Annotated in this window: 27 protein-coding genes and 5 tRNA genes; 11 read left to right on the forward strand and 21 right to left on the reverse strand. The window is 70.1% G+C overall.

The genetic code is table 11. From position 1 onward, the window contains the following. Window positions 1-127: 127 nt before the first annotated feature. The gene (locus ABT254_RS27515; protein WP_351475380.1) at window positions 128-1,828 is read right to left on the reverse strand and encodes a DAK2 domain-containing protein; all 1,701 of its coding nucleotides are present in this window, start codon (window positions 1,826-1,828) and stop codon (window positions 128-130) included. 255 nt (window positions 1,829-2,083) lie between these two features. On the opposite strand from ABT254_RS27515, the gene rpmB reads away from it, so the two are divergent. Further along, window positions 2,084-2,269: a 50S ribosomal protein L28 gene (gene rpmB / locus ABT254_RS27520; protein ID WP_007384934.1), complete on the forward strand. Its 186-nt coding sequence runs from the start codon at window positions 2,084-2,086 to the stop codon at window positions 2,267-2,269. A 151-nt stretch (window positions 2,270-2,420) separates the two neighbouring features. Here rpmB and thiD read toward each other — a convergent pair whose 3' ends face one another. Together thiD and ABT254_RS27530 are read right to left on the reverse strand one after the other, a co-directional pair. Beyond that, window positions 2,421-3,227, reverse strand: a complete 807-nt coding sequence (thiD, locus tag ABT254_RS27525; RefSeq protein WP_351475383.1) for a bifunctional hydroxymethylpyrimidine kinase/phosphomethylpyrimidine kinase — start codon at window positions 3,225-3,227, stop codon at window positions 2,421-2,423. Next, window positions 3,224-4,189: a thiamine-phosphate kinase gene (locus ABT254_RS27530; protein WP_351475386.1), complete on the reverse strand. Its 966-nt coding sequence runs from the start codon at window positions 4,187-4,189 to the stop codon at window positions 3,224-3,226. Before ABT254_RS27530 ends, thiD begins: the two co-directional genes overlap by 4 nt. Window positions 4,190-4,395: 206 nt before the next feature. On the opposite strand from ABT254_RS27530, the gene ABT254_RS27535 reads away from it, so the two are divergent. Together ABT254_RS27535 and ABT254_RS27540 are read left to right on the forward strand one after the other, a co-directional pair. Beyond that, on the forward strand, window positions 4,396-4,629 hold the full coding sequence (locus ABT254_RS27535) for an Lrp/AsnC family transcriptional regulator (protein ID WP_003997603.1): 234 nt from the start codon (window positions 4,396-4,398) through the stop codon (window positions 4,627-4,629). Window positions 4,630-4,649: 20 nt separating this feature from the next. Continuing rightward, complete coding sequence (locus ABT254_RS27540) at window positions 4,650-5,138, forward strand: DUF3515 domain-containing protein (protein ID WP_351475393.1); 489 nt, start codon at window positions 4,650-4,652, stop codon at window positions 5,136-5,138. An 83-nt stretch (window positions 5,139-5,221) separates the two neighbouring features. Here the strand turns inward: ABT254_RS27540 and ABT254_RS27545 are convergent, their stop codons facing one another. From ABT254_RS27545 to ABT254_RS27555, 3 genes are read right to left on the reverse strand one after another with little or no spacing between them, the layout of a single operon-like run. Next, entirely contained in the window at window positions 5,222-6,379 is a 1,158-nt protein-coding gene (locus ABT254_RS27545) for a D-alanine--D-alanine ligase family protein (RefSeq protein WP_351475396.1), read from the reverse strand. Between the two features lie 59 nt (window positions 6,380-6,438). Next, complete coding sequence (locus ABT254_RS27550) at window positions 6,439-7,449, reverse strand: NAD(P)H-dependent glycerol-3-phosphate dehydrogenase (protein WP_351475399.1); 1,011 nt, start codon at window positions 7,447-7,449, stop codon at window positions 6,439-6,441. Continuing rightward, window positions 7,446-8,228 (reverse strand): lysophospholipid acyltransferase family protein, encoded by a 783-nt coding sequence (locus ABT254_RS27555; protein WP_351475402.1) that lies wholly within the window; start codon window positions 8,226-8,228, stop codon window positions 7,446-7,448. Before ABT254_RS27555 ends, ABT254_RS27550 begins: the two co-directional genes overlap by 4 nt. Before the next feature lie 156 nt (window positions 8,229-8,384). Between ABT254_RS27555 and cofC the strand changes: the two genes are divergently transcribed. Together cofC and ABT254_RS27565 are read left to right on the forward strand one after the other, a co-directional pair. After that, the gene (cofC, locus tag ABT254_RS27560) at window positions 8,385-9,023 is read left to right on the forward strand and encodes a 2-phospho-L-lactate guanylyltransferase (protein WP_351475405.1); all 639 of its coding nucleotides are present in this window, start codon (window positions 8,385-8,387) and stop codon (window positions 9,021-9,023) included. A 198-nt stretch (window positions 9,024-9,221) separates the two neighbouring features. Further along, entirely contained in the window at window positions 9,222-9,425 is a 204-nt protein-coding gene (locus ABT254_RS27565) for a hypothetical protein (protein WP_351475407.1), read from the forward strand. Window positions 9,426-9,503: 78 nt separating this feature from the next. Here ABT254_RS27565 and ABT254_RS27570 read toward each other — a convergent pair whose 3' ends face one another. The 4 genes from ABT254_RS27570 to leuC all read right to left on the reverse strand — a co-directional run bounded on the left by ABT254_RS27570 (window position 9,504) and on the right by leuC (window position 12,813). Next, a complete protein-coding gene (locus ABT254_RS27570) occupies window positions 9,504-10,151 on the reverse strand; it encodes an HU family DNA-binding protein (RefSeq protein WP_351475410.1) in 648 nt (215 codons plus the stop codon). Window positions 10,152-10,288: 137 nt separating this feature from the next. Next, window positions 10,289-10,519 (reverse strand): SCO5555 family protein, encoded by a 231-nt coding sequence (locus ABT254_RS27575; RefSeq protein ID WP_030943037.1) that lies wholly within the window; start codon window positions 10,517-10,519, stop codon window positions 10,289-10,291. Window positions 10,520-10,783: 264 nt separating this feature from the next. After that, a complete protein-coding gene (gene leuD, locus ABT254_RS27580) occupies window positions 10,784-11,377 on the reverse strand; it encodes a 3-isopropylmalate dehydratase small subunit (protein ID WP_351475413.1) in 594 nt (197 codons plus the stop codon). A gap of 5 nt (window positions 11,378-11,382) precedes the next feature. Beyond that, window positions 11,383-12,813 (reverse strand): 3-isopropylmalate dehydratase large subunit, encoded by a 1,431-nt coding sequence (gene leuC, locus ABT254_RS27585; protein ID WP_351475415.1) that lies wholly within the window; start codon window positions 12,811-12,813, stop codon window positions 11,383-11,385. 188 nt (window positions 12,814-13,001) lie between these two features. Here leuC and ndgR point away from each other — a divergent pair, with 188 nt between their 5' ends. Continuing rightward, window positions 13,002-13,718, forward strand: coding sequence for an IclR family transcriptional regulator NdgR (gene ndgR, locus ABT254_RS27590; protein ID WP_015036427.1), 717 nt, complete (start codon window positions 13,002-13,004; stop codon window positions 13,716-13,718). A 75-nt stretch (window positions 13,719-13,793) separates the two neighbouring features. Here ndgR and ABT254_RS27595 read toward each other — a convergent pair whose 3' ends face one another. Further along, window positions 13,794-14,303 carry a DUF4188 domain-containing protein gene (locus ABT254_RS27595; protein WP_351475418.1) on the reverse strand — a complete coding sequence of 170 codons (510 nt, stop codon included), beginning with the start codon at window positions 14,301-14,303 and terminating at the stop codon, window positions 13,794-13,796. Between the two features lie 82 nt (window positions 14,304-14,385). Between ABT254_RS27595 and ABT254_RS27600 the strand changes: the two genes are divergently transcribed. Continuing rightward, complete coding sequence (locus ABT254_RS27600; protein WP_351475421.1) at window positions 14,386-15,030, forward strand: MerR family transcriptional regulator; 645 nt, start codon at window positions 14,386-14,388, stop codon at window positions 15,028-15,030. A 50-nt stretch (window positions 15,031-15,080) separates the two neighbouring features. Here ABT254_RS27600 and ABT254_RS27605 read toward each other — a convergent pair. From ABT254_RS27605 to ABT254_RS27650, 10 genes are all read right to left on the reverse strand, one after another. Then, a tRNA-Glu gene (locus ABT254_RS27605) sits at window positions 15,081-15,153 on the reverse strand. 43 nt (window positions 15,154-15,196) lie between these two features. Then, a tRNA-Gln gene (locus ABT254_RS27610) sits at window positions 15,197-15,268 on the reverse strand. 20 nt (window positions 15,269-15,288) lie between these two features. Further along, a tRNA-Glu gene (locus ABT254_RS27615) sits at window positions 15,289-15,361 on the reverse strand. 29 nt (window positions 15,362-15,390) lie between these two features. Next, window positions 15,391-15,463: transfer RNA gene (locus tag ABT254_RS27620), tRNA-Glu, on the reverse strand. Between the two features lie 39 nt (window positions 15,464-15,502). Then, window positions 15,503-15,574: transfer RNA gene (locus ABT254_RS27625), tRNA-Gln, on the reverse strand. Window positions 15,575-15,665: 91 nt separating this feature from the next. Continuing rightward, on the reverse strand, window positions 15,666-16,397 hold the full coding sequence (locus ABT254_RS27630) for an HAD family hydrolase (RefSeq protein ID WP_351475424.1): 732 nt from the start codon (window positions 16,395-16,397) through the stop codon (window positions 15,666-15,668). Window positions 16,398-16,447: 50 nt separating this feature from the next. Further along, complete coding sequence (locus ABT254_RS27635; RefSeq protein WP_351475426.1) at window positions 16,448-17,122, reverse strand: DUF4241 domain-containing protein; 675 nt, start codon at window positions 17,120-17,122, stop codon at window positions 16,448-16,450. Between the two features lie 111 nt (window positions 17,123-17,233). Beyond that, window positions 17,234-18,718, reverse strand: coding sequence for a glutamate--tRNA ligase (gltX, locus tag ABT254_RS27640; protein ID WP_351475429.1), 1,485 nt, complete (start codon window positions 18,716-18,718; stop codon window positions 17,234-17,236). Continuing rightward, window positions 18,711-19,496 (reverse strand): fumarylacetoacetate hydrolase family protein, encoded by a 786-nt coding sequence (locus tag ABT254_RS27645; RefSeq protein ID WP_351475432.1) that lies wholly within the window; start codon window positions 19,494-19,496, stop codon window positions 18,711-18,713. Before ABT254_RS27645 ends, gltX begins: the two co-directional genes overlap by 8 nt. A gap of 127 nt (window positions 19,497-19,623) precedes the next feature. After that, window positions 19,624-19,812 (reverse strand): hypothetical protein, encoded by a 189-nt coding sequence (locus ABT254_RS27650; protein WP_351475435.1) that lies wholly within the window; start codon window positions 19,810-19,812, stop codon window positions 19,624-19,626. A gap of 604 nt (window positions 19,813-20,416) precedes the next feature. Between ABT254_RS27650 and ABT254_RS27655 the strand changes: the two genes are divergently transcribed. The 4 genes from ABT254_RS27655 (at window position 20,417) to ABT254_RS27670 (ending at window position 25,620) form a co-directional block, all read left to right on the forward strand. Next, the gene (locus tag ABT254_RS27655; RefSeq protein ID WP_351475438.1) at window positions 20,417-24,136 is read left to right on the forward strand and encodes a sensor histidine kinase; all 3,720 of its coding nucleotides are present in this window, start codon (window positions 20,417-20,419) and stop codon (window positions 24,134-24,136) included. Window positions 24,137-24,145: 9 nt separating this feature from the next. Further along, complete coding sequence (locus tag ABT254_RS27660; protein ID WP_003973453.1) at window positions 24,146-24,559, forward strand: roadblock/LC7 domain-containing protein; 414 nt, start codon at window positions 24,146-24,148, stop codon at window positions 24,557-24,559. A 109-nt stretch (window positions 24,560-24,668) separates the two neighbouring features. After that, on the forward strand, window positions 24,669-25,064 hold the full coding sequence (locus ABT254_RS27665; RefSeq protein WP_030943001.1) for a DUF742 domain-containing protein: 396 nt from the start codon (window positions 24,669-24,671) through the stop codon (window positions 25,062-25,064). Continuing rightward, on the forward strand, window positions 25,045-25,620 hold the full coding sequence (locus tag ABT254_RS27670; RefSeq protein ID WP_115905688.1) for a GTP-binding protein: 576 nt from the start codon (window positions 25,045-25,047) through the stop codon (window positions 25,618-25,620). The genes ABT254_RS27665 and ABT254_RS27670 overlap by 20 nt, the downstream gene beginning before the upstream one ends. Window positions 25,621-25,818: the final 198 nt, after the last annotated feature.

Genomic DNA, 25,818 nt, shown 5'->3' on the forward strand with positions numbered 1-25,818 from the left:
GCAGCCCCCAACCGGCCGAGGACAGGAGCGAGCCGTGGCTGCACAGTCCAGAAGGGGACGGGCCGCAGGTGCAGGTGCTCGTGGCCGGCGGAGCGGGTGGCGTCAGGCGCGGTGGGCCGTAGTGGGGCTATTCGACGCCGATCAAGAGCAGCGCTCCCTGGCGGCCGCCGCGGTACACCACCGTGTCCACGGCGAGGTACGACTCGCGGACGCGGGTCTCCAGGCGTTCCGCGACGGAGTCGGGGGCCTCGTCGCCGAGGACGAGGGTGACCAGTTCGCCACCGGCCTGGAGCATGCGGTCGAGGACGGTTTCGGCGGTGAGGGTGACGTCGGAGCCGATCACGGCGACGTCGCCGTCGATGAGGCCGAGGACATCGCCGGCCTGGCAGATTCCCGCCATGGTCCAGGACTGGCGCTCGGCGACGGCGACCTCGGCGTAGCGGGTCGCGCCAGCCGCCGAGGTCATCGAGACGACGTCCTCGTCGAAGCGGCGCTCGGGCTCGTGCACGGCGAGCGCGGCGATCCCCTGCACCGCGGAGCGGGTCGGGATCAGGGCCACCCGGATGCCCTCGGCCCGGGCCTGCTCGGCCGCCGCGGCGGCGGTGTGGCGCAGGTCGGCGTCGTTGGGCAGCAGCACGACCTCGCGCGCGTGGGCGCGCCGTACGGCGTCGACGAGCTCACCGCTCGCAGGCGGCTCCCCCGGGCGCGCGAGCACGGTGGTCGCACCGGCCTCGGTGTACAGCCCGGCCAGGCCCTCTCCCGGCACGACGGCCACGACCGCCCGCTGCACCTGCTCCCTGGGCGGCCGCTGCCCGCCGGTGGTGTGCACGTCCCCGACGCCGAAGTGGGTGATCCGGATCCGGTACGGCCGCCCCGCCTCGACGCCCGCCTCCACGGCGGCGCCCGCGTCGTCCACATGCACGTGCACGTTCCACAGCCCGTCCCCGCCGACCACGACCAGCGAGTCACCGAGGGCGTCGAGCCGCGCCCGCAGCCGGTCCACGGCCGCGTCCTCGGCCTCCAGCAGGTAGATCACCTCGAAAGCGGGGCCGCCCTCCGGAGAGGAGGCGCAGTCCTCGGCAACGAGGGTGCTCACGGCCGCGGCCGTGTCCCTCTGCACGCGCGCGTGCCCGCCGGAAGGCGCGACGGCCGCCGGTACCTCCCCCGTGAACGTCTCCACCAGCGCCGCCAGCACCGCCACCAGCCCCCGCCCGCCGGCGTCGACCACCCCGGCCCGCCCCAGCACGGCCAGCTGCCCCGGGGTCGCGGCCAGTGCGGCGCGTGCTCCCTCGTAGGCAGCGCGTGCCACCGCCCCGCAGTCTCCCTCGGTTCCCATGGCCGCGTCGGCGGCGGCGGAGGCGACCGACAGGACCGTGCCCTCGACGGGGTGCGCGACGGCCTGGCGGGCGGAGTCGGCCGCGTGCCGCAGCGCGAGCCGGAGGCCGGAACCGTCGGTGTGAGACGTCTCACCCTCGGCGGCCAGCACCTGTGCCATGCCGCGCAGCAACTGGGCGAGGATGGTCCCGGAGTTTCCCTGGGCGCCTATCAGCGCCCCGTGCGCCATCGCGCGCGCGGCGTCGGCCAGCGAAGGCTTCCCGGCGGCCCCGGCGGCCCCGGCGTCCACCTCGTGCCCGGCGAAGACGGCCTCCACCGCCCCGGCGGCGGACTCCACGGTCAGATAGAGGTTGGTGCCGGTGTCCCCGTCGGCCACGGGGTAGACGTTGATCGCGTCGATCTCCTCGCGCGCACGGCCGAGCGCCTCCAGCGCGAGGCCGCACCAGGTGCGCACCGCGAGAGCATCGAAGAATGTCTGCGGCACCTGCGCCACCTGCGCCTCCTCAGGATCCGGACTGGACGCAGCGTAGACCCGGAGCGGGTGACCACCGGAAGAGGGCCGGGAGCGGGGCCCTGATGAGCCATGGTAGTTTCGTTGTACTGGCGCAGTCGTTGTATGCTGCTCCGGTTGCCCGATCCCGATCGGGCCATTCCCCTGGCAGCGCCACTCAGATCTTTGATCCTGCGATCTCGATCCCGGCCCGCCGGGATCCCACCGTAAGTGCATCTGAAGTCTTTGGAGTGACCCGTGGCTGCCAACTGCGACGTCTGTGGCAAGGGGCCGGGCTTCGGCAACAGCGTGTCCTTCTCGCACCGCCGTACGTCCCGTCGCTGGAACCCGAACATCCAGCACGTCCGTACTGTGGTCGGCGGGACGCCGAAGCGCCTCAACGTGTGCACCTCGTGCATCAAGGCCGGCAAGGTCTCGCGCTGACGCACAGCTAAGCGCGCGGCCACCGCTGGTTCGCTGCACTGAGCCGGTCCACCTCGGTGGACCGGCTTTTTGCTGTACCCGACAAGCCTGTAACTGACGAACCTGCACCTGACAAGCCTGTGCCTGACAAGCTGGACGGCGGTGACCGGCATCAAGCCGAGGGAGCGCCCCTTCCGAGAGCCCAGGCGTGGTCCACGGGCCCGATCCCGCCGCCGAGTGCGAACCCGGCCGCGATCGCCCCGGTGACGTACTCCTTGGCCGCCGCCACCGCCTGAGGCACGGACTGCCCCTTCGCGAGCTGCGACGCGATCGCCGACGCGAGGGTGCAGCCCGTGCCGTGCGTGTGCCGGTTGTCGTGCCGGGGGGCGCGCAGCCAGTGTTCCTCAGAGCCGTCGGTGAGCAGGTCGACGGCAGCACCGGACAGATGACCGCCCTTGACGAGCACCCAGCGCGGCCCGTACGCCAGCACGGCCTCGGCGGCCTCGCGCAGATCCGACTCCGACCCGACATGCACACCGGCGAGCTGGGCCACCTCGTCGAGGTTCGGCGTCGCGACAGTCGCCGCGGGCAGCAGCTTCGTCCGTACGGACTCCAGCGCGGAGGCCGCCAGCAGCGAGTCCCCGTGCTTCGAGACGCCGACCGGGTCGACGACCGCGGGGGCATCGGTCGCCGCGAGCAACTCGGCGACCGCCTCGACGAGTTCGGCCGAGGCCAGCATCCCCGTCTTGACCGCCTGTACGCCGATGTCGTCGACCACACTCCGGTACTGGGCCCGCACCGCCTCCACCGGCAGCTCCCAAGCCCCCTGCACACCGAGGGAGTTCTGCGCGGTGACCGCCGTGACGACACTCATGCCGTGCACGCCGAGCGCGAGCATCGTCTTCAAGTCGGCCTGGATCCCGGCCCCTCCACCGGAATCCGAGCCCGCGACCGTCAGCACCCTGGGCGGGGCGCTCATGACTCGATGTCCCCGAAGTGGTCCCAGCCGCCCTTGCTGGTCCACGGCGCCCCGTCCACCGTCACCTGGGGCAGCGCCGACGGGTTGAGCACCTCGCCGATGACCTTCCAGCGGGCCGGCAGTTTCACGTCCGGCGGGAAGGTCGCCACGATCGCGTGGTCTTCTCCCCCGGTCAGCACCCACTGCATGGGGTCGACGCCGACGGCCTGCCCGATGTCGTTCATCTGGGACGGGATGTCGATCGCGCCGGAACGGATGTCGATACGGACCTTGCTGGCCTCGGCGATGTGCCCGAGGTCGGCGATGAGTCCGTCGCTGACGTCGCACATCGCGGTCGCGCCGAGCCCCGCGGCCGCCGGACCCGCGTGGTACGGCGGCTCGGGGCGCCGGTGCGCCTCCACGAACGCGCGCGGCGAGCGGAAGCCCCGGGAGAGCACCGCGTAACCGGCGGCGGACCAGCCCAGCCAGCCGGTCACCGCGACCAGGTCGCCGGGCTGGGCGCCGCTCCGGGTGATCGGCTCCTGGTTGCGCAGATCGCCGAGCGCGGTGATCGACACCACGATCGTGTCGCCCCGTACGACATCCCCGCCGACCACGGACGCGCCCGCGACCTGGCACTCGTCGCGGATGCCGTCCATCAGCTCGCTCGGCCAGGTCACCGGGAGTTCGGCCGGCACCACCAGGCCGAGCAGCAGTGCGGTCGGTACGGCACCCATGGCGGCGATGTCCGCGAGGTTCTGCGCAGCGGCCTTACGTCCGACGTCGTAGGCGGTGGACCAGTCGCGGCGGAAGTGCCGTCCCTCCAGGAGGATGTCGGTGCTGGCCACGACCCGGCGGTCGGGTGCGGCCACCACCGCGGCGTCGTCGCCGGGGCCGACCCGGACCGCCGGGGTGGTGGTGAGACGGGAGGTGAGCTCCCTGATGAGCCCGAACTCCCCGAGCTCACCAACAGTGCCCTTCATTGCCCTTGCTCCCCTTCTGTCCCTGGCCGTGCCCGGTCGCGCGTCATCAGTGTCCTCGATACGGTCGGGGTGACCGTCAACCTTTGCCGTGCCTGCACCCCGGCGCGCAAGCCCCGGCCCCCGCAGGTCTCCCCGCGGCGAGCGGCGACGCGATACCGTGGCGTTCCTTTTCCCCACATGATCCTCGTGGCCGCCCTGGAGGTTCCGTGGTACAGGCGTACATCCTGATCCAGACGGAGGTCGGCAAAGCGTCGACCGTCGCCGAGACGATCAGCAAGATTCCTGGGGTGATCCAGGCCGAGGACGTGACAGGACCTTATGACGTGATCGTGCGGGCCCAGGCCGACACCGTGGACGACCTCGGCCGCATGGTGGTCGCGAAGGTCCAGCAGGTGGACGGCATCACCCGCACCCTGACCTGCCCGGTCGTCCATCTGTAGCCCCCGTCTACCCTTGGCCGGTGAAGCTTTTTCGTCGCCGGCGTCCTGTCGTTGCCGGGCTGCCCGTACTCGCACTGCTGATCGGCGCCGCGGGCTGCTCATCAGCAGACGACAGCGCGTCGGCGACGGTTCCCTCGCCCGGAGCGAAGGTCGCTGCGCTGTGCCGGAGCCTGGACAAAGTGCTGCCGGCCAAGGTCGACGGTCTCAGTCGCCGGGATCCCGAGCCCGCGTCCGCGCTGACCGCGGGCTGGGGGAACCCGGCGATCATACTGCGCTGCGGTGTTGCGCGGCCCGCGGAGATGAGTGATCCCGAGGCCGACGGGGTCGAGGTGGACGGGGTGGGGTGGTTGCTGCAGAAGCAGAAGGACGGGTCCTTCCGCTTCACCTCGACGCTGCGGAAGGCGTATGTCGAGGTGAGGATCCCTGCGGGGCGGAGCGGGGATGGCATGGCGCCGTTGGTTGATCTGGCGCCTGCCATCAAGAAAGTTCCGGCCGGTATTGCCGACTAGTCGCCGTGGGCGGAAATCTCGTACGCCTACTGCGGGCCGCTGGGGGCTGATCGCGCAGTTCCCCGCGCCCCTGTCGGGGCGCTTCAGCGAAGGCCCGTCGACCTGCGCAGTGCCGCCTGGATGAGCTTGTCGACCAGCTCGGGGTAGCTGATGCCGCTGGCCTGCCACATCTGGGGGTACATCGAGATCGGGGTCATGCCGGGCATGGTGTTGATCTCGTTGATCACGAACTCGCCGTCCTCGGTGAGGAAGAAGTCCGCGCGCACCAGGCCCTCGCAGGACGCGGCCTCGAAGGCGTCCACCGCGAGCCGCTGGACCTCGGCGGTCTCCTCGGGCGTCAGCGGTGCCGGCACGATCCCGGGGGTCGAGTCGATGTACTTCGCCTCGAAGTCGTAGTACGCGTGCGCGTCCGGCGGCGGGATCTCGGAGGGCACGCTCGCCCGCGGACCGTCCGCGAACTCCAGCACCCCGCACTCGATCTCGCGGCCGCGCAGCGCCGCCTCCACGAGGATCTTCGGGTCGTGCCGCTGGGCCTCCGCGATCGCCTCGCCGAGGCCGGCGATGTCGTCGACCTTGGTGATGCCGATCGAGGAGCCCGCGCGCGCGGGCTTCACGAACAGCGGCCAGCCGTGCTCGCCGGCGAAGTCGACGATCTTCTTGCGGGCGGCCGACTCGTCCCGCTCCCACTCGCGGGGCCGGATCACCACGTACGGGCCGACCTTGAGCCCGAAGGAGGTGAACACCCGCTTCATGTACTCCTTGTCCTGGCCGACGGCCGAGGCGAGCACACCCGAACCCACGTACGGGACGCCGGAGAGCTCCAGCAGGCCCTGGAGGGTGCCGTCCTCGCCGTACGGGCCGTGCAGGACGGGGAAGACGACGTCGACCTCGCCGAGCGCCTTGGGCACCGATCCGGGCTCGCTGACGACGACTTCGCGGTTGCCGGGGTCCAGGGGGAGCACCACTCCGCCCTCGCCCGACTCGGCGACGTCCTCCACCTCGGGGGTACGGCGGTCGGTGATCGCCATGCGTTCGGGCTCGTCGGCGGTGAGGGCCCAGCGCCCGTCCCGGGTGATGCCGATCGGCAGGACGTCGTACTTGGTCCGGTCGATGGCCTTGAGGACGGCGCCGGCGGTGACCACGGAGATCCCGTGTTCGGAGCTGCGCCCGCCGAACACGACGGCCACGCGCGGCTTGCGAGGCGGCTGCTCAGGGCTCTGGGGGAGGTTCTCGGTGCTCATATCGCGTTGAGCGTACCCGTTGGTAGAGCCCCGATACAGCGTCGACTCAGCAGGTTCGCTCAGCGTCGCTCGGGCTTCGCGCTGCGCGACATCAGCTCCTTGAGGGCGACCACCGGGGGCTTGCCCTCGTGCACGATGTCCACGACGGTCTCGGTGATGGGCATCTCCACACCGTGCCGACGGGCCAGATCCGCCACGGACTCACAGGACTTGACGCCCTCGGCGGTCTGCTTGGTGACCGCGATGGTCTCCTGCAGGGTCATGCCCTTGCCGAGGTTGGTGCCGAAGGTGTGGTTGCGCGACAGCGGCGAGGAGCAGGTCGCCACCAGGTCGCCGAGGCCCGCGAGTCCGGAGAAGGTCAGCGGGTCGGCGCCCAGCGCGATGCCGAGCCGGGTGGTCTCGGCGAGGCCGCGCGTGATGAGCGAGCCCTTGGCGTTGTCGCCGAGGCCCATGCCGTCCGCGATGCCGACGGCGAGGCCGATCACGTTCTTGACGGCACCGCCCAGTTCGCAGCCGACCACGTCCGTGTTCGTGTACGGCCGGAAGTACGGAGTGTGGCAGGCGGCCTGGAGCCGCTGGGCGACCGCCTCGTCGGTGCAGGCGACGACGGCGGCGGCCGGCATCCGGGCGGCGATCTCACGCGCGAGGTTGGGCCCGGTGACGACGGCGATCCGGTCGGCGCCCACCTTGGCGACGTCCTCGATCACCTCGCTCATCCGCATGGCGGAACCGAGTTCGACGCCCTTCATCAGGGAGACGAGGGTGGTGTCGGGCGCGAGCAGCGGCGCCCATTCGGCGAGGTTGCCGCGCAGCGTCTGCGAGGGGATCGCGAGGACGGTGAAGTCGGCGCCGCGGGCGGCCTCGGCGGCGTCCGCCGTCGCCCGTACGTTGTCCGGGAGTTCGACACCGGGAAGGTAGTCGGGGTTCGTCCGCGTGGAGTTGACCGCCTCCGCGAGTTCGGCCCGCCGGCCCCACAGAGTGACCTCGCACCCCGCGTCGGCGAGCACCATGGCGAACGCGGTGCCCCACGAACCGGTGCCGAAGACGGCCGCCTTGACGGGCTTGCTCACGTACCCTGCCCCTCTTCCTGCTCGGCCTTCTCCTGGACCAGCTTCTGCTCGTGCGTCCTGCGCCGCTGCTCGATCCGCTCACGGCGCGGGTCGTACGGCGTCGCGGGCGCCTTCTCGCCGCGGATCTCCTCCAGCTGGCGGGTGATGGCGGCCATGATGACCTCGGTCGCCTCCTTCAGGAGGTCGGGGGTCATCTCCTTGTCGTAGAAGCGCGAGAGATCGACGGGCGGCCCCGCGAGCACATGGTGGGTCTTGCGCGGCCGCAGGTTCGGCTTCTTGGCGTACGGCGGCAGCAGTTCGTTGGCGCCCCACTGAGCCACCGGAATCACCGGGCACTTGGTGGTGAGGGCGACCCGCGCGGCACCCGTCTTGCCGGTCATGGGCCACTGGTTCGGATCCCGGGTGATGGTGCCCTCGGGGTAGAACGCGACGCACTCGCCGCGCTCCACGGCGTCGATCGCGGCGCGGAATGCGCTCAGCGCGTCCGTGGTCTCGCGGTAGACGGGGATCTGTCCGGTGCCGCGCATCGCGGCGCCGACGAATCCCTTCTTGAAAAGGCCGCTCTTCGCCAGGAATCGCGGAACCCGTCCGGTGTTGTACTGATAGTGCGCGTACGCGAAGGGGTCCGCATGGGAATTGTGGTTCACCGCGGTGATAAATCCGCCCTCGGCCGGAATGTGCTCCATTCCGCGCCAGTCCCGCTTGATCAGAACCACCAGTGGCGGTTTGCAGAGGACCGCTGCGAAGCGGTACCAGAAGCCGATTCTGCGGCGGGGCACGCGGACACCTTCCTCTAGGGCCTTGGGGGGCCGCACAAGTGTCGCCCCAGGCCGCCGGTCTGTCGAGAACACCGTACGCCCCGACGAGGCGACCGCCAGATGGTCCAGGTGACGGCTGAGTGACAATGGCCGCGACAAGAGAGGGACGGAACGCCGGTGCTGTGGACCTTGGTCATACCCCTGAAACCGCTGACGCGCGCCAAGAGCAGGCTCTCGGACACCGCTGCCGACGGGCTGCGCCCCGGCCTCGCCCTCGCCTTCGCCCAGGACACCGTGGCGGCGGCGCTGTCCTGCCCGGCGGTCGGGGATGTGGCAGTCGTCACGGACGACGCCCTGGCCGGGCGCGAGCTCGCCGCGCTGGGCGCGCGGATCGTCGCCGACGAACCCCGGGGTGGCCTCAACGCGGCCCTGACGCACGGAGTGGCCGCCGTGCGCGCCGAGCGCCCCGACAGTCCCGTTGCGGCCCTGAACGCCGATCTCCCGGCGCTACGGCCCCTGGAATTGTCCCGGGTCCTGGACGCGGCCGCGGAATTCCCCCGCGCTTTCCTGGCCGACGCGGCCGCAATCGGTACGACCCTGCTGGCCGCAGCGGCCACCCAGGAATTGCTTCCGGCATTCGGCCCGCATTCCCGCGCCCGGCACCGGGCGTCCGGGGCCGTGGAGCTCACGCTCGGGGACGTGGATTCCGTGCGCCAGGACGTGGACACGGGCGACGACTTGCGCGCGGCGCTGGCGCTGGGGGTGGGGCGGTACACGGCGGCCGTTTCAGCGGGGGTTTGGGGCGCTGCTCGCTAGGAGGTGCCGCCTTCTGCGGGACGGGTGCCGCACAAGGCGGCACGATTGCCCGCAGGCTGGGCTGAGCGCCCCGAAGGGGCGCGGGACTGTGTCGATATGCGGCTCCGCCGCGTGGGCACGACCAGCCACGAGTTGCCCGCAGCCGGCGGGCAACCCGCACCCTCACTGCGAGCCGGCGCAGGCACTAGGCTGGCCGTCATGCAAGCCACCGCATACACGTACGACGCCGAGACGAGAACCGGCAGCGTGCTGCTCGACGACGGCACCCCCGTGCCCTTCGACGCACCGGCGTTCGACGCGGGCGGCCTGCGACTGCTCCGCCCCGGGCAACGGGTCCGCATCGAGACCGAGGGCGCCAAGGACAGCCTCCGGATCACCCTGGTGACACTCCAGACCCTCTGACCCCGGGAAAAACGCCGCGGGCCGGACTCCGATGCGGAGTCCGGCCCGGCGCGTGAGTGCCCCTGTGCCCTTGCCTCTTTACCTCTTGCGGGCCGTGGCCGTCTTGGCGGTGGTGGTCTTGCGAGCCGTCGACTTCTTGGCGGGGGCCTTCTTGGCCGTCGCCTTCTTCGCCGGGGCCTTCTTGGCGGTCGCCTTGGTGGCCGTCGTCTTCTTCGCCGCGGTGGTCTTGGCGGCGCCCGTGGTCTTCTTGGCCGTCGTCTTCTTCGCGGTCGTCTTCTTGGCGGCCGGCGTGGCCTTCTTGGCCGTCGTCTTCTTCGCCGTGGTCTTCTTGGCGGTGGCCGCCTTGGTGGTCTTCTTCGCGGCCGCCTTCTTCACGGTCGCCGAGGCGCCACCGGTCAGGCTGCCCTTGGGCGCCTTCTTGACGGCGACCTCGCCGCCACGCGGGAGCTTCTTCGAGCCGCTCACCAGGTCCTTGAAGCCCTGGCCCGCGCGGAAGCGCGGAACGGAGGTCTTCTTGACCCGAACCCGCTCGCCGGTCTGCGGGTTACGGGCGTAGCGGGCCGGACGGTCGACCTTCTCGAACGAGCCGAAGCCGGTGACCGAGACCCGGTCCCCGGCGACGGTCGCGCGGACGATGGCGTCCAGGACCGCGTCGACAGCGTCGGCGGCCTGCTGTCGGCCGCCCAGCTTGTCGGCAATCGCTTCTACGAGCTGCGCCTTGTTCACGTCTTCCCCTTCGGAGACATTGCCCGAACGAAAGTGTTCAAGCTTTTTCGCACGTTAGGCAGATATATACCGCAAATCAAACACGAAACGGGCTAATCACCCGTGCGTCGCAACGAACTCGGCTGTCTCGAACGCGTTCAGCGGTCCTCTTCGGGGAATCGACCCTCGTCGAGGTCCACGGTGAACGCCTCCAGACGCCTTGCCGCGTCGGCGAGATCGTGCTTGGCCGCGGCCGTAATGACCAGCAGCTTCCGGGTCAGCGCCATCCGTACGCCCTCCGGGACTTGCAGTGCGCGCACCCTTGAGTGCGCTTCCTTCAGTTGGTCCGCGACTGCCGCATAGAGCTCGAGTTGGCCGTCGTGTTCCATGCACAGATTGTGCCATCTGGGGCGAGTTGTCGCCTGCGGGGGTCGCAACTGATGCCTCAAACGGCCTTCCGGACTCCGGCGGGAGTCGGGCCCGCACAACTCGGCTACCCCGGCAACAACCGTCGTAACGTGGGAAGTTGAGAAGAGACTCCAGAGCCCCCGAGCCGGTTCGGGCCCGGACACAGCTGTACCCCCGATCGGGCTGATCGGGGGTACAGAGGGGCGTTCAGGTGGCCGAAACCCGACCTGCTCAGGGGCTCGGGATCAGACCTTGAGCGTCTGCGGCTTGTACGACGGGCGCTTGGCCTCGTACGCGGCGATGTCGGCCTCGTTCTGGAGGGTGATGGAGATGTCGTCCAGCCCGTTCAGCAGCCGCCAGCGGGAGTTCTCGTCCAGCTCGAAGGAGGCGGTGATCCCCTCGGCGCGCACCTCGCGGGCCTCGAGGTCGACGGTGATCTCGGCCTCGGGGTCCTTCTCCGTGAGCTCCCACAGCGCGTCCACGATCTTCTGCTCCAGAACGACCGTGAGCAGGCCGTTCTTCAGCGAGTTGCCGCGGAAGATGTCGGCGAAGCGGGACGAGATCACGGCTTTGAAGCCGTAGTTCTGCAGCGCCCACACCGCGTGCTCGCGCGAGGAGCCGGTGCCGAAGTCGGGGCCGGCTACCAGGACCGTGGCGCCCTGCCGCTCGGGGCGGTTGAGGACGAAGGTCTCGTCCTTGCGCCAGGCCTCGAACAGCCCGTCCTCGAAACCGTCCCTCGTGACCTTCTTGAGCCAGTGAGCAGGGATGATCTGGTCGGTGTCGACGTTGGAGCGGCGCAGCGGGACGGCCCGGCCGGTGTGCGTGGTGAATGCTTCCATGACTCTCAGACTCCAGCGGGCGTACGGGTCTCGGCGTCGGACAGGTCGGCCGGGGAGGCCAGGTGGCCCAGGACCGCCGTCGCGGCGGCGACCTGCGGCGACACCAGGTGCGTACGACCGCCCTTGCCCTGTCGGCCTTCGAAGTTGCGGTTGGAGGTGGACGCGGAGCGCTCACCCGGGGCCAGCTGGTCGGGGTTCATGCCGAGGCACATCGAGCAGCCCGCGTGCCGCCATTCGGCGCCGGCCTCCTTGAAGACCACGTCCAGACCCTCGGAGACGGCCTGCAGACCCACGCGCGCGGAGCCCGGGACGACCAGCATCCGTACGCCTTCGGCGACTTTGCGGCCCTTGACGAGCTCGGCCGCGGCGCGCAGGTCCTCGATGCGGCCGTTGGTGCAGGAGCCTACGAAGACGGTGTCCACCTTGATGGAGCGCAGCGGCTGCCCGGCCTCCAACCCCATGTATTCCAGGGCCTTTTCGGCGGCGAGGCGCTCCGAAGCGTCTTCGTACGAAGCCGGGTCGGGGACGGACGCCGAAAGCGGTGCGCCCTGGCCGGGGTTGGTGCCCCAGGTGACGAACGGCGACAGCGACGCGGCGTCGATGACGACCTCGGCGTCGAACTCGGCGTCCTCGTCCGTCTTCAGCGTCTTCCAGTACGCGACGGCGGCGTCCCAGTCCTCGCCCTCGGGGGCGTGCGGGCGGCCCTTGAGGTACTCGAAGGTGGTCTCGTCGGGGGCGATCATGCCCGCCCGGGCGCCGGCCTCGATCGACATGTTGCAGATGGTCATCCGGGCCTCCATCGAGAGCTTCTCGATGGCGGAGCCGCGGTACTCCAGGATGTAGCCCTGGCCGCCGCCGGTGCCGATCTTGGCGATGATCGCCAGGATCAGGTCCTTGGCCGTGACACCCTCGGGCAGTTCGCCCTCGACCGTGATCGCCATGGTCTTCGGACGGGCCAGCGGCAGCGTCTGGGTGGCCAGCACGTGCTCGACCTGCGAGGTGCCGATGCCGAACGCCAGCGCGCCGAAGGCGCCGTGCGTGGAGGTGTGGGAGTCGCCGCAGACGACCGTCGTACCGGGCTGCGTCAGACCCAGCTGCGGGCCGACGACGTGCACGACGCCCTGCTCGACGTCGCCCAGCGGGTGCAGCCGGACGCCGAACTCGGCGCAGTTCTTGCGCAGCGTCTCCAGCTGGGCCCGGGAGACCGGGTCCGCGATCGGCTTGTCGATGTCGAGGGTCGGGGTGTTGTGGTCCTCGGTCGCGATGGTGAGGTCGAGACGGCGCACCGGGCGGCCGTTCTGACGCAGGCCGTCGAAGGCCTGCGGGCTGGTCACCTCGTGCAGGAGGTGGAGATCGATGAAGAGGAGGTCGGGCTCGCCCTCGGCGCGCCGGACGACGTGGTCGTCCCAGACCTTCTCCGCGAGTGTCCTACCCATCGCTTTCCCTCCGGCCGGCAAACGTCCACCGGCCCAACTAGAGATCTTGAGGAGACGGCACCCGGCCCCAATTCACGGGCGTCCGTCATCCGGCCCGTTCGGTCAGCGGGCCGCTGTGCCTACAAGGGTTGCGCGTCTCACGGAAAAAGGAACTTGCGTTTCACAGAGTGAGACGTGAGTATCGTTTCATGGACAACAGTAGCGGCGTGGGCGTTCTGGACAAGGCAGCCCTTGTCCTCAGCGCCCTGGAGTCCGGACCGGCCACCCTCGCGGGACTGGTGGCGGCCACCGGACTGGCACGACCGACGGCCCACAGACTGGCCGTGGCCCTGGAGCACCACCGTATGGTGGCACGCGACATGCAGGGCCGTTTCATTCTCGGCCCGCGCCTGGCGGAGCTGGCTGCGGCCGCCGGCGAGGACCGTCTCCTCGCGACCGCGGGCCCGGTGCTCACGCATCTGCGGGACGTCACGGGCGAGAGCGCCCAGCTCTACCGCCGCCAGGGCGACATGCGCATCTGCGTCGCCGCGGCGGAGCGCCTGTCCGGACTTCGGGACACCGTCCCGGTCGGCTCGACGCTCACGATGAAGGCCGGTTCCTCGGCACAGATCCTGATGGCCTGGGAGGAGCCGGAGCGCCTGCACCGGGGCCTGCAGGGCGCCCGCTTCACGGCCACCGCGCTCTCGGGCGTACGACGCCGCGGCTGGGCCCAGTCCATCGGCGAGCGGGAACCGGGCGTCGCGTCCGTCTCCGCGCCCGTACGCGGCCCGTCCAACCGCGTGGTGGCCGCCGTGTCCGTCTCCGGCCCCATCGAGCGCCTGACGCGCCACCCGGGCCGTATGCACGCCCAGGCGGTCATCGACGCCGCCGCCCGCCTCTCCGAGGCACTGCGCCGCACCGGCTGACACTCGGGGCGGCAGGGAGACGTCAGCGAGGAGAGCCCGCCTCAACGCCGCGGCAGGCCCTCCCCGCTCCCCCGGTCACCCGGCCTTCTCGGCCACCGCCTCCTGCGGCGAGCGGAAGGCGAACCGGTCCTTCGCGTACCGGCCCCGCTTCCGCAGCGGGATCTGCCCGTGCGCGGCCGCGAGGCCGAAGGCAGGCATGTCTCCGTAGATCGCCTCGTACGACCCCTCCGGCACGATGTACGCCTCGTGCCAGATCCCCACCTGCCCGCGCAGTCTTCCGCTGCGCTCCTTGCGGTTGATCGCGGCCCACGCCGTGTGGTGGAAGGCGTCCGGCGCGGTCGCGTAGGCGTACAGCTTCTCCTTGGACTCCCAGTACTGCACGACGTAGTACGTGCGGGGCGAGGCCGACAGCAGGACGCGGCTGAGCAGGCCCCGCGCGGGGTCCTTCGCCAGCTCCCGCAGCATGCGGAACATCCCGAGCATCACCGGCAGCCACAGATGGACGGCCCAGAAGCGGTTGATGCGCATTCCGATCAGCAGGACGACGACATCGCCCTTCGCGTCGGCCGTCGTACGGGACACCATGGCCATTCCCCCTCGTTGGTGAGCGCCGCTATCCGACTGGCGGTGCTTGGATAGTGCCGGTATCCGAGAAGGGGCGCAAGACATGCGGCTCGCCGAACTGAGCAGACACAGCGGTGTGTCCGTCGCGACGATCAAGTACTACCTGCGCGAAGGGCTGTTGATGCCCGGCCGGCAGATCAACGCGACCACCGCCGAGTACGACGAGGAGCACCTGCGGCGGCTGCGGCTGGTGCGCGCGATGATCCAGATCGGCCGGGTGCCGGTGGCGACGGTCCGGGAGGTGCTGGCGCATGTGGACGACGACTCCCTGCCCCGTACGATCCGCCTGGGCGCGGCGCTCTGGGCGCTGCCGCAGGTGCCGGAGCCGGACGAGGACGACGAGTACGTCAGGGCCGCGCACCAGGAGGTCGACGCGCTGCTGGACCGGCTCGGCTGGGAGAACGCCAAGCGGCTCGCGACCATCTCCCCCGCGTACCGCTCGCTGGTGGTGGCGGTGGCCGCCTTCCGCCGGCTCGGCTATGGCTGGGGGGCCGAACAACTCGTACCGTACGCCGAGTTGATGCACCGGACGGCTGTACTCGATCTGGACCTCATGGAGACGCACCCGTCCCAGGCGGAGCAGACCGAGTTCGCCGTCCTGGGGGCGATCCTCAACGAACCGGCGATGCGGGCGCTACACCGCCTGGCCCAGGAGGAGGAGTCGTCGCGGCGGTACGGCTTCGAATGAGCACCGGCCACAGCGAAGGCCCTCCACCGAAGCGAAGGGCCTTCATGATGTACCCCCGACCGGATTCGAACCGGCGCTACCGCCTTGAGAGGGCGGCGTGCTAGGCCGCTACACAACGGGGGCGAGGATCTTGCAAGCGTTTGTACTGCACCGCCGCAGATCCGAGCTGGTCTACCTGGACTCGAACCAAGACTAACTGAACCAGAATCAGTCGTGCTGCCAATTACACCATAGACCAATGTGGTTTAGACCAGTTTGTACCCCCGACCGGATTCGAACCGGCGCTACCGCCTTGAGAGGGCGGCGTGCTAGGCCGCTACACAACGGGGGCCCTAGCGATCCCGAGTTGATCGAGATCAGTACCCCCGACCGGATTCGAACCGGCGCTACTGCCTTGAGAGGGCAGCGTGCTAGGCCGCTACACAACGGGGGCTTTGCGGACGACATCCGCGGTGCGGATGAGCTCCGCGAGCTGGCCTACCTGGACTCGAACCAAGACTAACTGAACCAGAATCAGTCGTGCTGCCAATTACACCATAGGCCACTGGAACGCAAGCCCCTGCGGGGTTCTTGTTCTAGTTCGCTCCTCCGGATCCAGGCCTTTCGGCCCGCTCCCCGGCGGCGCAGGAAGAACATTACCCGAAGGTGGACGGGGCTCCAAAACGGGTATCGGCGCCGAGCACGGCGGGGAGTTCGGCGAGGGAGGCGATCCGGTGGGGACCGGTGGGTGCGTCACCGCCGGTGTGCGCGCCGTTGCGGTCGATCCACACCGACAGCAGTCCGGCGTCGGCGGCACCGCGCCCGTCGATCTCCGGGTGGTCCCCGACGTACGCGACCTGGTGCGGTGCCAGTTCCAGGGCCTCGCAGGCTGCCAGGAAGGCGCCGGCCTCGGGCTTGGAGACACCGAGTTCGGCGGCGCACAGGATCGTCTCGAAGCGGTTGTGCACGCCGAGGGTACGCAGCTTGTGGTCCTGGACGGTGAGGCTGGAGTTGGACAGCACGGCGTGGCGGTGGCTGGCGGCAAGGGCGTCCAGGACCGGCACGACGTCCGGGAAGAGGGCCCAGGCGGCCTCGTAGTGCGTCATGTACCGCTGGAACCAGGCGTCGGCCTCGGCAGCGCCCAGGGGTGTGCCCAGGAACACCCGGATGCGCTCGCGGCGCTGCTCCTCGAAGGACAGCTCCCCCGCCGAGAACCGCGCCCACTGCCGGTCGGTGATCTCCCGCCAGCGCACGAGGGCCTGCTCAGGGGTCTCGTCCCCGGTGAGCAGGCCCTCGGCGGCCAGATGGGACCGCATGCCCTCGCGGTCCGCGCTGGTGTAGTCGAAGAGGGTGTCGTCTACGTCCCAGACCACGGCGCGAATGCTCATGATCCGACGGTAGCCCGGAGGTCGGGGGCGTGTCCGTGGATCGGCGACTGTCACACGGGGGCGTCGGTGGGGGCCGGCGCGACGAAGAAGTCCGTGAGGTAGCAGGTGACCTCGCCGGCGGCGGTGCGACCGATCCAGGTGGGGTAGAACCCGTCGCCCCAGCCGGAAGTGAACGCGGCCAGCGTGTGGCCGGTGGAGGTGGAGGTGACCAGATGGGGCCCGTGCGACCAGTCGCTGTTCTCGAAGGCCTCCCACAGCGGCCCCTCTTCCTCCTCGGTCCCGGGGAAGGCCTCCTCGGCCGAGGCGTCGTAGAAGCAGCCGGTGCCGGCGTCGACGCCGTAGCCGAAGAACTCGTCGTCCCCGAGTTCGGCGAGGTCCTGTTCCGGGCCGAGGGCCAACTCCCAGGTCACGGTGGGCTCCTCGCGGATCACGAGGCGGGCGGCCGCCACCCGCCGGTGGGGGCGCTCGGCCGGGGGCTCGACGGGACGGGTCAGGGTCGCGACGGCCGCATCGACGCGGTAGCGACCGGGGGCGACGGTGACGGTGAACGGTTCTATGTCCCCGGACCCGAGGTAGACGAACGGGTCGCAGGCGACGACCCGTCCGGTGGGCAGGTCGAGCATCCCGCCGTCGGCCACGTGGATGACGCCCGTCTGCCCGGACTCGTAGGCGAACGTGCTGCCCGGGGTGAACAGCCAGGTGTAGTCACGAGGAGACATCGGCATCAGGGGCGCCCTTCCGGATCTTGAGTGCGATGCCGGAACACTAATGCGCCCCACTGACAACGCCGAGGGGCGGCGGCCGCGACGGCCACCGCCCCTGCACGCGCGTGTGCGTTACGCGGTCAGCTTCGTCAGCGCCGCGTCGATCCGTGCCAGGGTCCTGTCCTTGCCCAGGATCTCCAGGGACTCGAACAGGGGCAGGCCGACCGTGCGGCCGGTGACGGCGACGCGGACCGGGGCCTGGGCCTTGCCCAGCTTGAGGCCGTGGGCCTCGCCGGCGGCCAGGACGGCCTCCTTGAGGGACTCGGCGGAGGCCCAGTCGGCGGACTCCAGCTTCTCGCGGGCCGTGCGCAGGAGGGCGTCCGAGCCTTCCTTCATGACCTTCGTCCAGGACGCCTCGTCGAAGACCGGCTCGGCGAGGAACAGGAAGTCGACGTTGTCCGTGATCTCGGAGAGGACCTTCAGACGGGTCTGGGCGTGCGGGGCGATCGCCTGCCACTTGGCCTCGTCGAAGTCCTCCGGCGCCCAGGGGGCGAACGGGGCCCTGAGCCAGGGGGCGCAGCGCTCCGTGAAGTCCTTCACGTCCAGCAGGCGGATGTGGTCGGCGTTGATCGCCTCGCACTTCTTGAGGTCGAAGCGGGCCGGGTTGGGGTTCACGTCCGCGATGTCGAAGGCCGCGACCATCTCCTCGATCGAGAAGATGTCCTGGTCCGCGGAGAGCGACCAGCCCAGCAGGGACAGGTAGTTGAGCAGCCCCTCCGGGAGGAAACCGCGCTCGCGGTACAGGTTGAGCGAGGACTCCGGGTCGCGCTTCGAGAGCTTCTTGTTGCCCTCGCCCATGACGTACGGCAGGTGGCCGAAGGCCGGGATCTCCTTGGCGATGCCCAACTCGATCAGCGCCTTGTAGAGGGCGATCTGACGCGGGGTGGAGGAGAGCAGGTCCTCGCCGCGCAGGACGTGGGTGATCTCCATCAGGGCGTCGTCGACCGGGTTGACCAGGGTGTACAGCGGGGCGCCGTTCGCGCGGACGATGCCGTAGTCCGGGACGTTCTCCGGCGTGAACGTCAGCTCCCCGCGGACCAGGTCCGTGAAGGTGATCGTCTCGTCGGGCATGCGGAAGCGGACGATCGGGGTGCGGCCCTGGGCCTTGTACTCCTCGACCTGCGCGTTCGTGAGGTCGCGGCAGTGGCCGTCGTAGCCGGACGGCTTGCCGGCGGCGCGGGCGGCCTCGCGGCGGGTGTCCAGCTCCTGCTGGGAGCAGTAGCAGTGGTACGCGTGCCCGGCGGCGAGGAGCTTCTCGGCGACGTCCGCGTAGATGTCCATGCGCTGCGACTGGCGGTACGGCGCGTGGGGGCCGCCGACCTCGGGGCCCTCGTTCCAGTCGAAGCCCAGCCAGCGCATCGAGTCGAGCAGCTGGTTGTACGACTCCTCGGAGTCGCGGGCGGCGTCGGTGTCCTCGATGCGGAAGACCAGGGTGCCCTGGTGGTGCCGGGCGAACGCCCAGTTGAACAGGGCGGTGCGGACCAGGCCCACATGGGGGTTACCGGTGGGCGAGGGGCAGAAACGGACGCGTACGGGGGAGCCGGGTGCGCTAGCCACGCTTGACAACCTTGTTGGTGAGAGTGCCGATGCCTTCGATGGTGACGGCGACCTCGTCGCCGACGGTGAGCGGCCCGACGCCTGCCGGGGTGCCCGTGAGGATCACGTCGCCGGGGAGCAGCGTCATGGCCTCGGAGATGTTGACGATCAGGTCCTCGATGGGGTGGATCATCTCGCTGGTGCGGCCGAGCTGGCGTTGTTCGCCGTTGACCGTGAGCTGGACGGTCAGGTCGGACGCGGTGGCGAGGTCGATGTCCGTCTCCACCCAGGGGCCGAGCGGGCAGGAGCTGTCGAAGCCCTTGGCCCGGGCCCACTGCTTCTCGCGCTTTTGCACATCACGGGCGGTGACGTCGTTGGCGCAGGTGTATCCGAAGATCACGTCGGCCACGCGCTCGCGGGGGACCTCGCGGCACATGCGGCCGATGACCACGGCCAGTTCGGCCTCGTGGTGGAGGTCCTCGGAGAAGGGCGGGTACTGGATCTCGTCGCCGGGGCCGATCACCGAGGTGGAGGGCTTGAAGAAGGCGAAGGGCGCGTCGGGCACCTCGTTGCCCAGCTCCCGCGCGTGCTCCGCGTAGTTGCGGCCGAAGGCCACGACCTTGTTGGGGAGCACCGGCGGCAGCAGCCGGACCTTGCTCAGCGGCACCTTCGTACCGGAGAGCTCGAAGTCCGCGAACGGGATGCCCTTGATGATGTCGAGGACGAGCTCGTCCGGCTTGTCGCCCTCGACCGCGCCGAAGGCGACGTTCCCGTCGATGGAGAACCTGGCGATGCGCACGGGATCCTGCGCCCCTCACTTGAGCCGGCTGGAGTCTGACGCTCCAGGCTAACGCGGTGAGGAGGCTGCGCCTTGCGCATTTGATTCGTGCGCGGCCGAGGTGAGTGATCTACGGCCGGTGTGCGTACTACTGCGCGACGGAGGCCGTGGCGGGGGCCTCCACCAGGATGGTGCGGCGCGGGTTGGCCGTCTGGGACGGGAGGTCGACGGAGTGCTCCGGCTGCTGCGGCGTCTGCAGTGCGTCGGCGTCCTCGAGGTGCGCCAGCGTCGTGCGCCGCGGGTTGGCTATGTTGCGGAACATCATCGTCGTCTTCACTGTTGTACGTGACCTTGTCGTCCTCGGGCGCCCGGCCGGGACCTCGGGCCCCTCGCGCAGGCGCGGTTGTCAAAGTGTTACGTCCTGTAAAGCGTCAGGCTAAACATTCAATTCCCTTCACAAGACGTGAAGACCCCATGATCAGCATGTGAGTTTGCTCACGGCCTCGCAGGCAAAACGGTCAATTCAGGCCCAGGGCTGACCCCTACGAAACGGACAATGACCCCCTGAAGCCATCATTCCGCTCCTGATCATGGCGACTGGGACACCGCTCCCACCTGTGCGACTCGACCGCATAAGTCCGTTATGGACGAGATCACTTTCTACGTCCCGTAATCCTGCACTCACATGCAGTCACGTGGGTCACGGCATAGTGCCCGGCCCTTGTTGGAGATCCGGCACTGTGCTGGAATTCCACGGACCGCCGCAGGATCGAGCCGGCGCACAGGGGGCGCGACAGCGTCGCGTTGCGGCGAGAAGGGGGAGCCAGCGCCGGTCACTTCACGACCACACAGGTGGGCGCATTCAGGGCGCCGCCTAAAACGCCGACACCGTGTCTTTCCGTTCACGCGGAGGGGCGCCTGGTCCAGAGGTTGCGACGCTAGTGCAGGGACGTTTCAAGAGGGATGGCAGTGCTTCGGCGGAGCCGGAGCCGCACGGCGGGACTGGCCCCAATGCCGGCAGTCCCTCCCCCCAGCACGCCCAGAACCCGGGCCCGGCACCGTCCGGCGACGGCGGAGAGCGCCCCGGGCGCCCCGGCGCGTCGGCACCTCCCGGGCCCCCCGGCTCCGCCGCTCCGGCGGTCAAGCCGCCCAAGGGCCCGAGCGGTCCGGGATCCCGCATGGCGCTGCGCAACTGGCGTATCTCCACGCGCCTGGTCTCGCTGCTCGCGCTTCCCGTGGTGGCGGCCACCTCGCTGGGCGCCCTGCGCATCAGCGACAACATGGACGACATCCAGCAGCTCGACAACATGAAGCTGCTGACGGACATGACCAAGCAGGCGACCGAGTTGGCCGACGCGCTCCAGAGGGAGCGCGACCTGTCCTCCGGTCCGCTGGCGCACGGCTCCAAGGCGAGCGACTACACGGTCAAGGGCTACCGGGACAAGACGGACCGGGCCAAGACCAACTTCATCGACGCCGCCGAGGAGATCGACACCTCCAACAAGGACGGCTCGCTCCAGGGCGTCCGCGAGAGCCTCGTCGGCGTGGTCGGCGACCTCGAACAGCTGTCGAAGATCCGCTCCACCGCCTACCAGGCCAAGAACAACTCGACCCAGACCGTCGAGGCCTACCACCGCCTGGTCACGCACCTGCTGGACCTCTCCCAGGACATGGCCGAGGCCACCAGCAACCCCGAGATGATCCAGCGCACCCGCGCCCTGGCCTCCTTCTCCTCCGCCAAGGAGTACGCGTCGATGCAGCGCGCCGTTCTGGCGGCGGCGCTCCCCGCGAGCAACACCACGGTCGGCGACCTGTCGGAGAACGACCGGCTGTACGCGCAGTCGGCGCTGGAGAGCCAGAAGTCCGAGCTGCGCAGCTTCCGGAGCATCTACGGCACCGAAAAGGCCACCGCTCTCCTCAAGCCCATCGAGGAGAACAACACGACGATCACGGCCAGCGACAAGTACGCCAGCCGTGCCCTCGCCTCCCAGAACGCCCTGGACGACCTGCCGAAGCGCTCGTACCAGGACTGGGTGGACGACAGCTCGACCAAGATCGAGCAGATGAAGAAGATCGAGCACACGCTGCTCGAGGACATGGAGCAGAAGGCCCGCGAGCTGCGAGCCGCCTCCGAGCGCGAGGCGATCATCTCCGGTGCGCTGATCCTGCTCGTGCTCGGCGTCTCCCTCGTCGGCGCCTTCGTCATCGCCCGTTCCATGATCCGCTCGCTGCGCCGCCTGCAGGAGACCGCCAACAAGGTCGCCCAGGACCGCCTGCCCGAGCTGGTCAAGCAGCTCTCGGAGTCGGACCCGCAGGACGTCGACACCTCCGTCGAGTCGGTCGGCGTGCACTCCCGGGACGAGATCGGCCAGGTGGCCGCGGCCTTCGACGACGTGCACCGCGAGGCGGTCCGCCTCGCCGCCGAGCAGGCCCTCCTGCGGGGCAACGTCAACGCGATGTTCACCAACCTCTCGCGCCGCTCCCAGGGCCTCATCCAGCGTCAGCTCTCGCTCATCTCCGAGCTGGAGTCCCGCGAGGCCGACCCGGACCAGCTGTCCTCGCTGTTCAAGCTGGACCACCTCGCGACGCGTATGCGCCGTAACGGTGAGAACCTCCTCGTCCTCGCCGGTGAGGAGCCCGGCCGCCGCTGGACCCGCCCGGTCCCGCTGGTCGACGTGCTCCGCGCCGCGGCCTCCGAGGTGGAGCAGTACGAGCGCATCGAACTGGCCGCCGTGCCGACCACCGAAGTGGCCGGCCGCGTGGTCAACGACCTCGTGCACCTGCTCGCCGAGCTGCTGGAGAACGCGACCTCGTTCTCCTCGCCGCAGACCAAGGTCAAGGTCACCGGTCACGCGCTGCCCGACGGCCGCGTCCTGATCGAGATCCACGACACCGGTATCGGCCTCTCCCCCGAGGACCTCGCCGCGATCAACGAGCGGCTCGCCTCGCCGCCCACCGTGGACGTGTCGGTGTCCCGCCGCATGGGTCTGTTCGTGGTCGGCCGGCTGTCCCAGCGCCACGGCATCCGCATCCAGCTGCGCCCGTCCGACTCCGGTGGTACGACCGCGCTGGTCATGCTGCCCGTCGATGTCGCCCAGGGCGGCAAGAAGCCGCAGCCCAAGCCGGGTCAGGGCGCCGGGTCCCCCGGTGGTCCCGCCGCCGCGCAGGCCGCCGCGGGTGTGGCCGCCGCGCGGCGCCAGGCCGGTGCCGGTGCGCCCGGTGGCGGCGCCCTCGGTGCCGGTGCGGCCTCCGGTGGTGGTCTGCTCGGTGCCGGTCAGGGCCCGCGGGCCGCGCTGCCGGGTGCCGGCGACGGCCGTCCGGGTGCGCCCGGCGGAGCGCGTGGACCGCAGTTCCCGGCAGCCCCGCAGCAGGGCAGGCCGGCTCCCGCGGGTGCGGGTGCCGGGTTCGGCCAGGCGCCGGGTGCGCCGCAGGGCCTGCAGGCCGCGGGCACGGGTCAGGACAGCTTCGGCGGCGCTCGTGGCGCCGTACCGCCGCAGTCCTCGAACAACTCCGACGCGGGCAATGAGCAGGGTCGTGGCCGGCGTGGCCGTCAGCCGCAGCTGCCGGGCCGTGGCGGTCCGCGTGCCGAGCTGCCGGGCGGCAACCAGCAGCAGGCCCGGCCGAGCTGGAGCGACGAGAACGCGCAGCCGCCGGTGCCGCGCGCCTCGCTCGACACCCCGCGCGGCCATGACGAGACGTCCCGGATGCCGCGTATCGACGCGACGTCCGAGATGCCGGCGATCCCGCGGTCCGGCGACCGCCAGGGCCCCGGTACCACCTCGGAATTCGCCCGCCCCGACTTCGGCGCCCCGGCGCCGGGCAACCCGCAGCACACCGGCCAGTTCGCCGCCCAGGACTTCGGGGCGCAGCAGCCGAGCACCAACGGTTCGCAGAACACGGGCCAGTTCGTCCGCTCGGACGTCTTCGGCGCTCCGTCCGGCCAGAACGGGCGGGGCGGCCAGAACCACCCGAACAACCCGAACAACCCCGCCAACACGGGCCAGTTCGCGAGCCCTCAGGCGTACGACGGCAGCTCCACGGGCCAGTTCGCCGCACCGGGCTACGACAACGGCTCGACCGGGCAGTTCGAGCGTCCGGGCGGCGACTTCGGTGCTCCGCGGCCGCCGGCTCCGCAGCGTCCGCAGCAGCGGCCCGTCCGCCAGGAGCCCGAGGCACTGCCGCCGGCGCCGGGCCCGGGCGACGGTCGTACGCCGCTGTACGACACGCTGGAGACCAACTGGTTCCACGGCCAGCAGGGCGGTCAGCAGAGCAACGGCTCCGCACCGGCCCCGCAGCAGCCGCAGGCCCCGGCCGCTCCCGCGGCCCCGCAGCACTCTGCTGCTTCACAGCGTCCCGCCACCTCTTCCTGGCGCACCTCGCCGAACGACGATCTCGTCCGGCAGGCGGAGCGTGTCAGGCAGCCGGCGGCGGGCGGCGTCACCACCTCCGGCCTGCCGCGCCGGGTGCCCCGGGCGAACCTCGTTCCGGGCACGGCTCAGCAGCAACAGCACCAAGCCGGTCCGCAGGTCTCGCGTGCGCCTGACGACGTACGCGGCCGGCTGACCAATCTCCGTCGGGGCATCGCGCAAGGTCGCCAGGCCGGTACAGGTACCGGTCAGACCGGCAGTTTCCCGAGCCCCACTCACCAGCAGGAGCGTTAGTTGAGCCAGATGAGCCAGGCGGCACAGAACCTCAACTGGTTGATCACCAACTTCGTGGACAACACCCCCGGTGTGTCCCACACCGTCGTCGTATCCGCCGACGGTCTCCTTCTGGCGATGTCGGAAGGCTTCCCCCGTGACCGCGCCGATCAGCTGGCGGCCGTCGCGTCCGGTCTCACCTCGCTGACGGCCGGGGCCTCCCGGATCTTCGAGGGCGGCAACGTGGCGCAGACGGTCGTCGAGATGGAGCGGGGTTTTCTCTTCCTGATGTCCGTCTCGGACGGCTCGTCCCTGGCCGTGCTCGCGCACCCGGAGTGCGACATCGGCCTGGTCGGCTACGAGATGGCGCTGCTCGTCGACCGGGCAGGTGCGGTCCTCACGCCGGACCTGCGCGCCGAACTACAGGGCAGTCTGCTCCACTGATCCGTCCAGGATCCACCCCCGTCACCACATCACCGTCCGGCCGCCACAATCCCCCCACGGCCCATAAGACGGCCAGCCCGACCGACTTGCTGTCCCGCCCGGAGGATTCATGACCCCGCCCACCGCCTCTCATGATCCGTACGCGGAGCCGTACGAGGACGAGGGCGACCAGCCACTGGTACGTCCGTACGCGATGACCGGTGGCCGGACGCGGCCCCGCTATCAGCTGGCCATCGAGGCGCTGATCAGCACCACGGCCGACCCGGCAGCACTCATGGGGCTGCTCCCGGAGCACCAGCGCATCTGCCACCTGTGCCGTGAGGTGAAGTCGGTCGCAGAGGTGTCGGCGCTTTTGTCCATGCCGCTGGGCGTGGCCCGGATCCTTGTCGCGGACCTGGCCGAGGCCGGGCTCGTCGCCATCCACCAGCCTGGTGGCGACGAGACGACCGGTGCGCCGGACGTGACCCTGCTCGAAAGGGTGCTCAGTGGACTTCGCAAGCTCTGAACCGAGTCGTGCCACCACCTCCGCCAAGATCGTGGTGGCGGGCGGCTTCGGCGTGGGCAAGACCACGTTCGTCGGCGCCGTCTCGGAGATCAACCCGCTGCGCACCGAGGCCGTCATGACCTCCGCGTCCGCGGGCATCGACGACCTCACGCACACCGGGGACAAGACCACCACCACGGTGGCCATGGACTTCGGCCGCATCACCCTGGACCAGGACCTGATCCTGTACCTGTTCGGTACACCGGGCCAGGACCGGTTCTGGTTCATGTGGGACGACCTGGTACGCGGTGCGATCGGCGCGGTGGTGCTCGTGGACACCCGGCGCCTGGCGGACTGCTTCCCCGCGGTCGACTACTTCGAGAACAGCGGCCTGCCCTTCGTCGTCGCGCTGAACGGCTTCGACGGGCACCAGCCGTATGCTCCCGAGGAGGTGCGCGAGGCGCTGCAGATCGGTCCGGACACCCCGATCATCACGACGGACGCCCGGCACCGCGCGGATGCCAAGAGTGCGCTGATCACGCTGGTCGAGCACGCTCTCATGGCACGGCTGAGGTAACACTCAAATCAGCCATGCCCTACGGCAGTTGTCGTAGACGCATCGGAGCCGGCTGTGGCCTTTGACACGGTCGGCTTCGGTGTTCATAACGTTTCGGCAGAGGAATCGGGTGACACGGCCACGCGTCGTTGCCAAACGGTCTCACTGCGCTCACATCGGCCCCGTCTTTTGACGGGGCTCGCTCTTTATGACCGATTT

The organism is Streptomyces sp. NPDC001137 (assembly GCF_040298885.1).
In the GTDB taxonomy this organism is placed as follows: domain Bacteria; phylum Actinomycetota; class Actinomycetes; order Streptomycetales; family Streptomycetaceae; genus Streptomyces.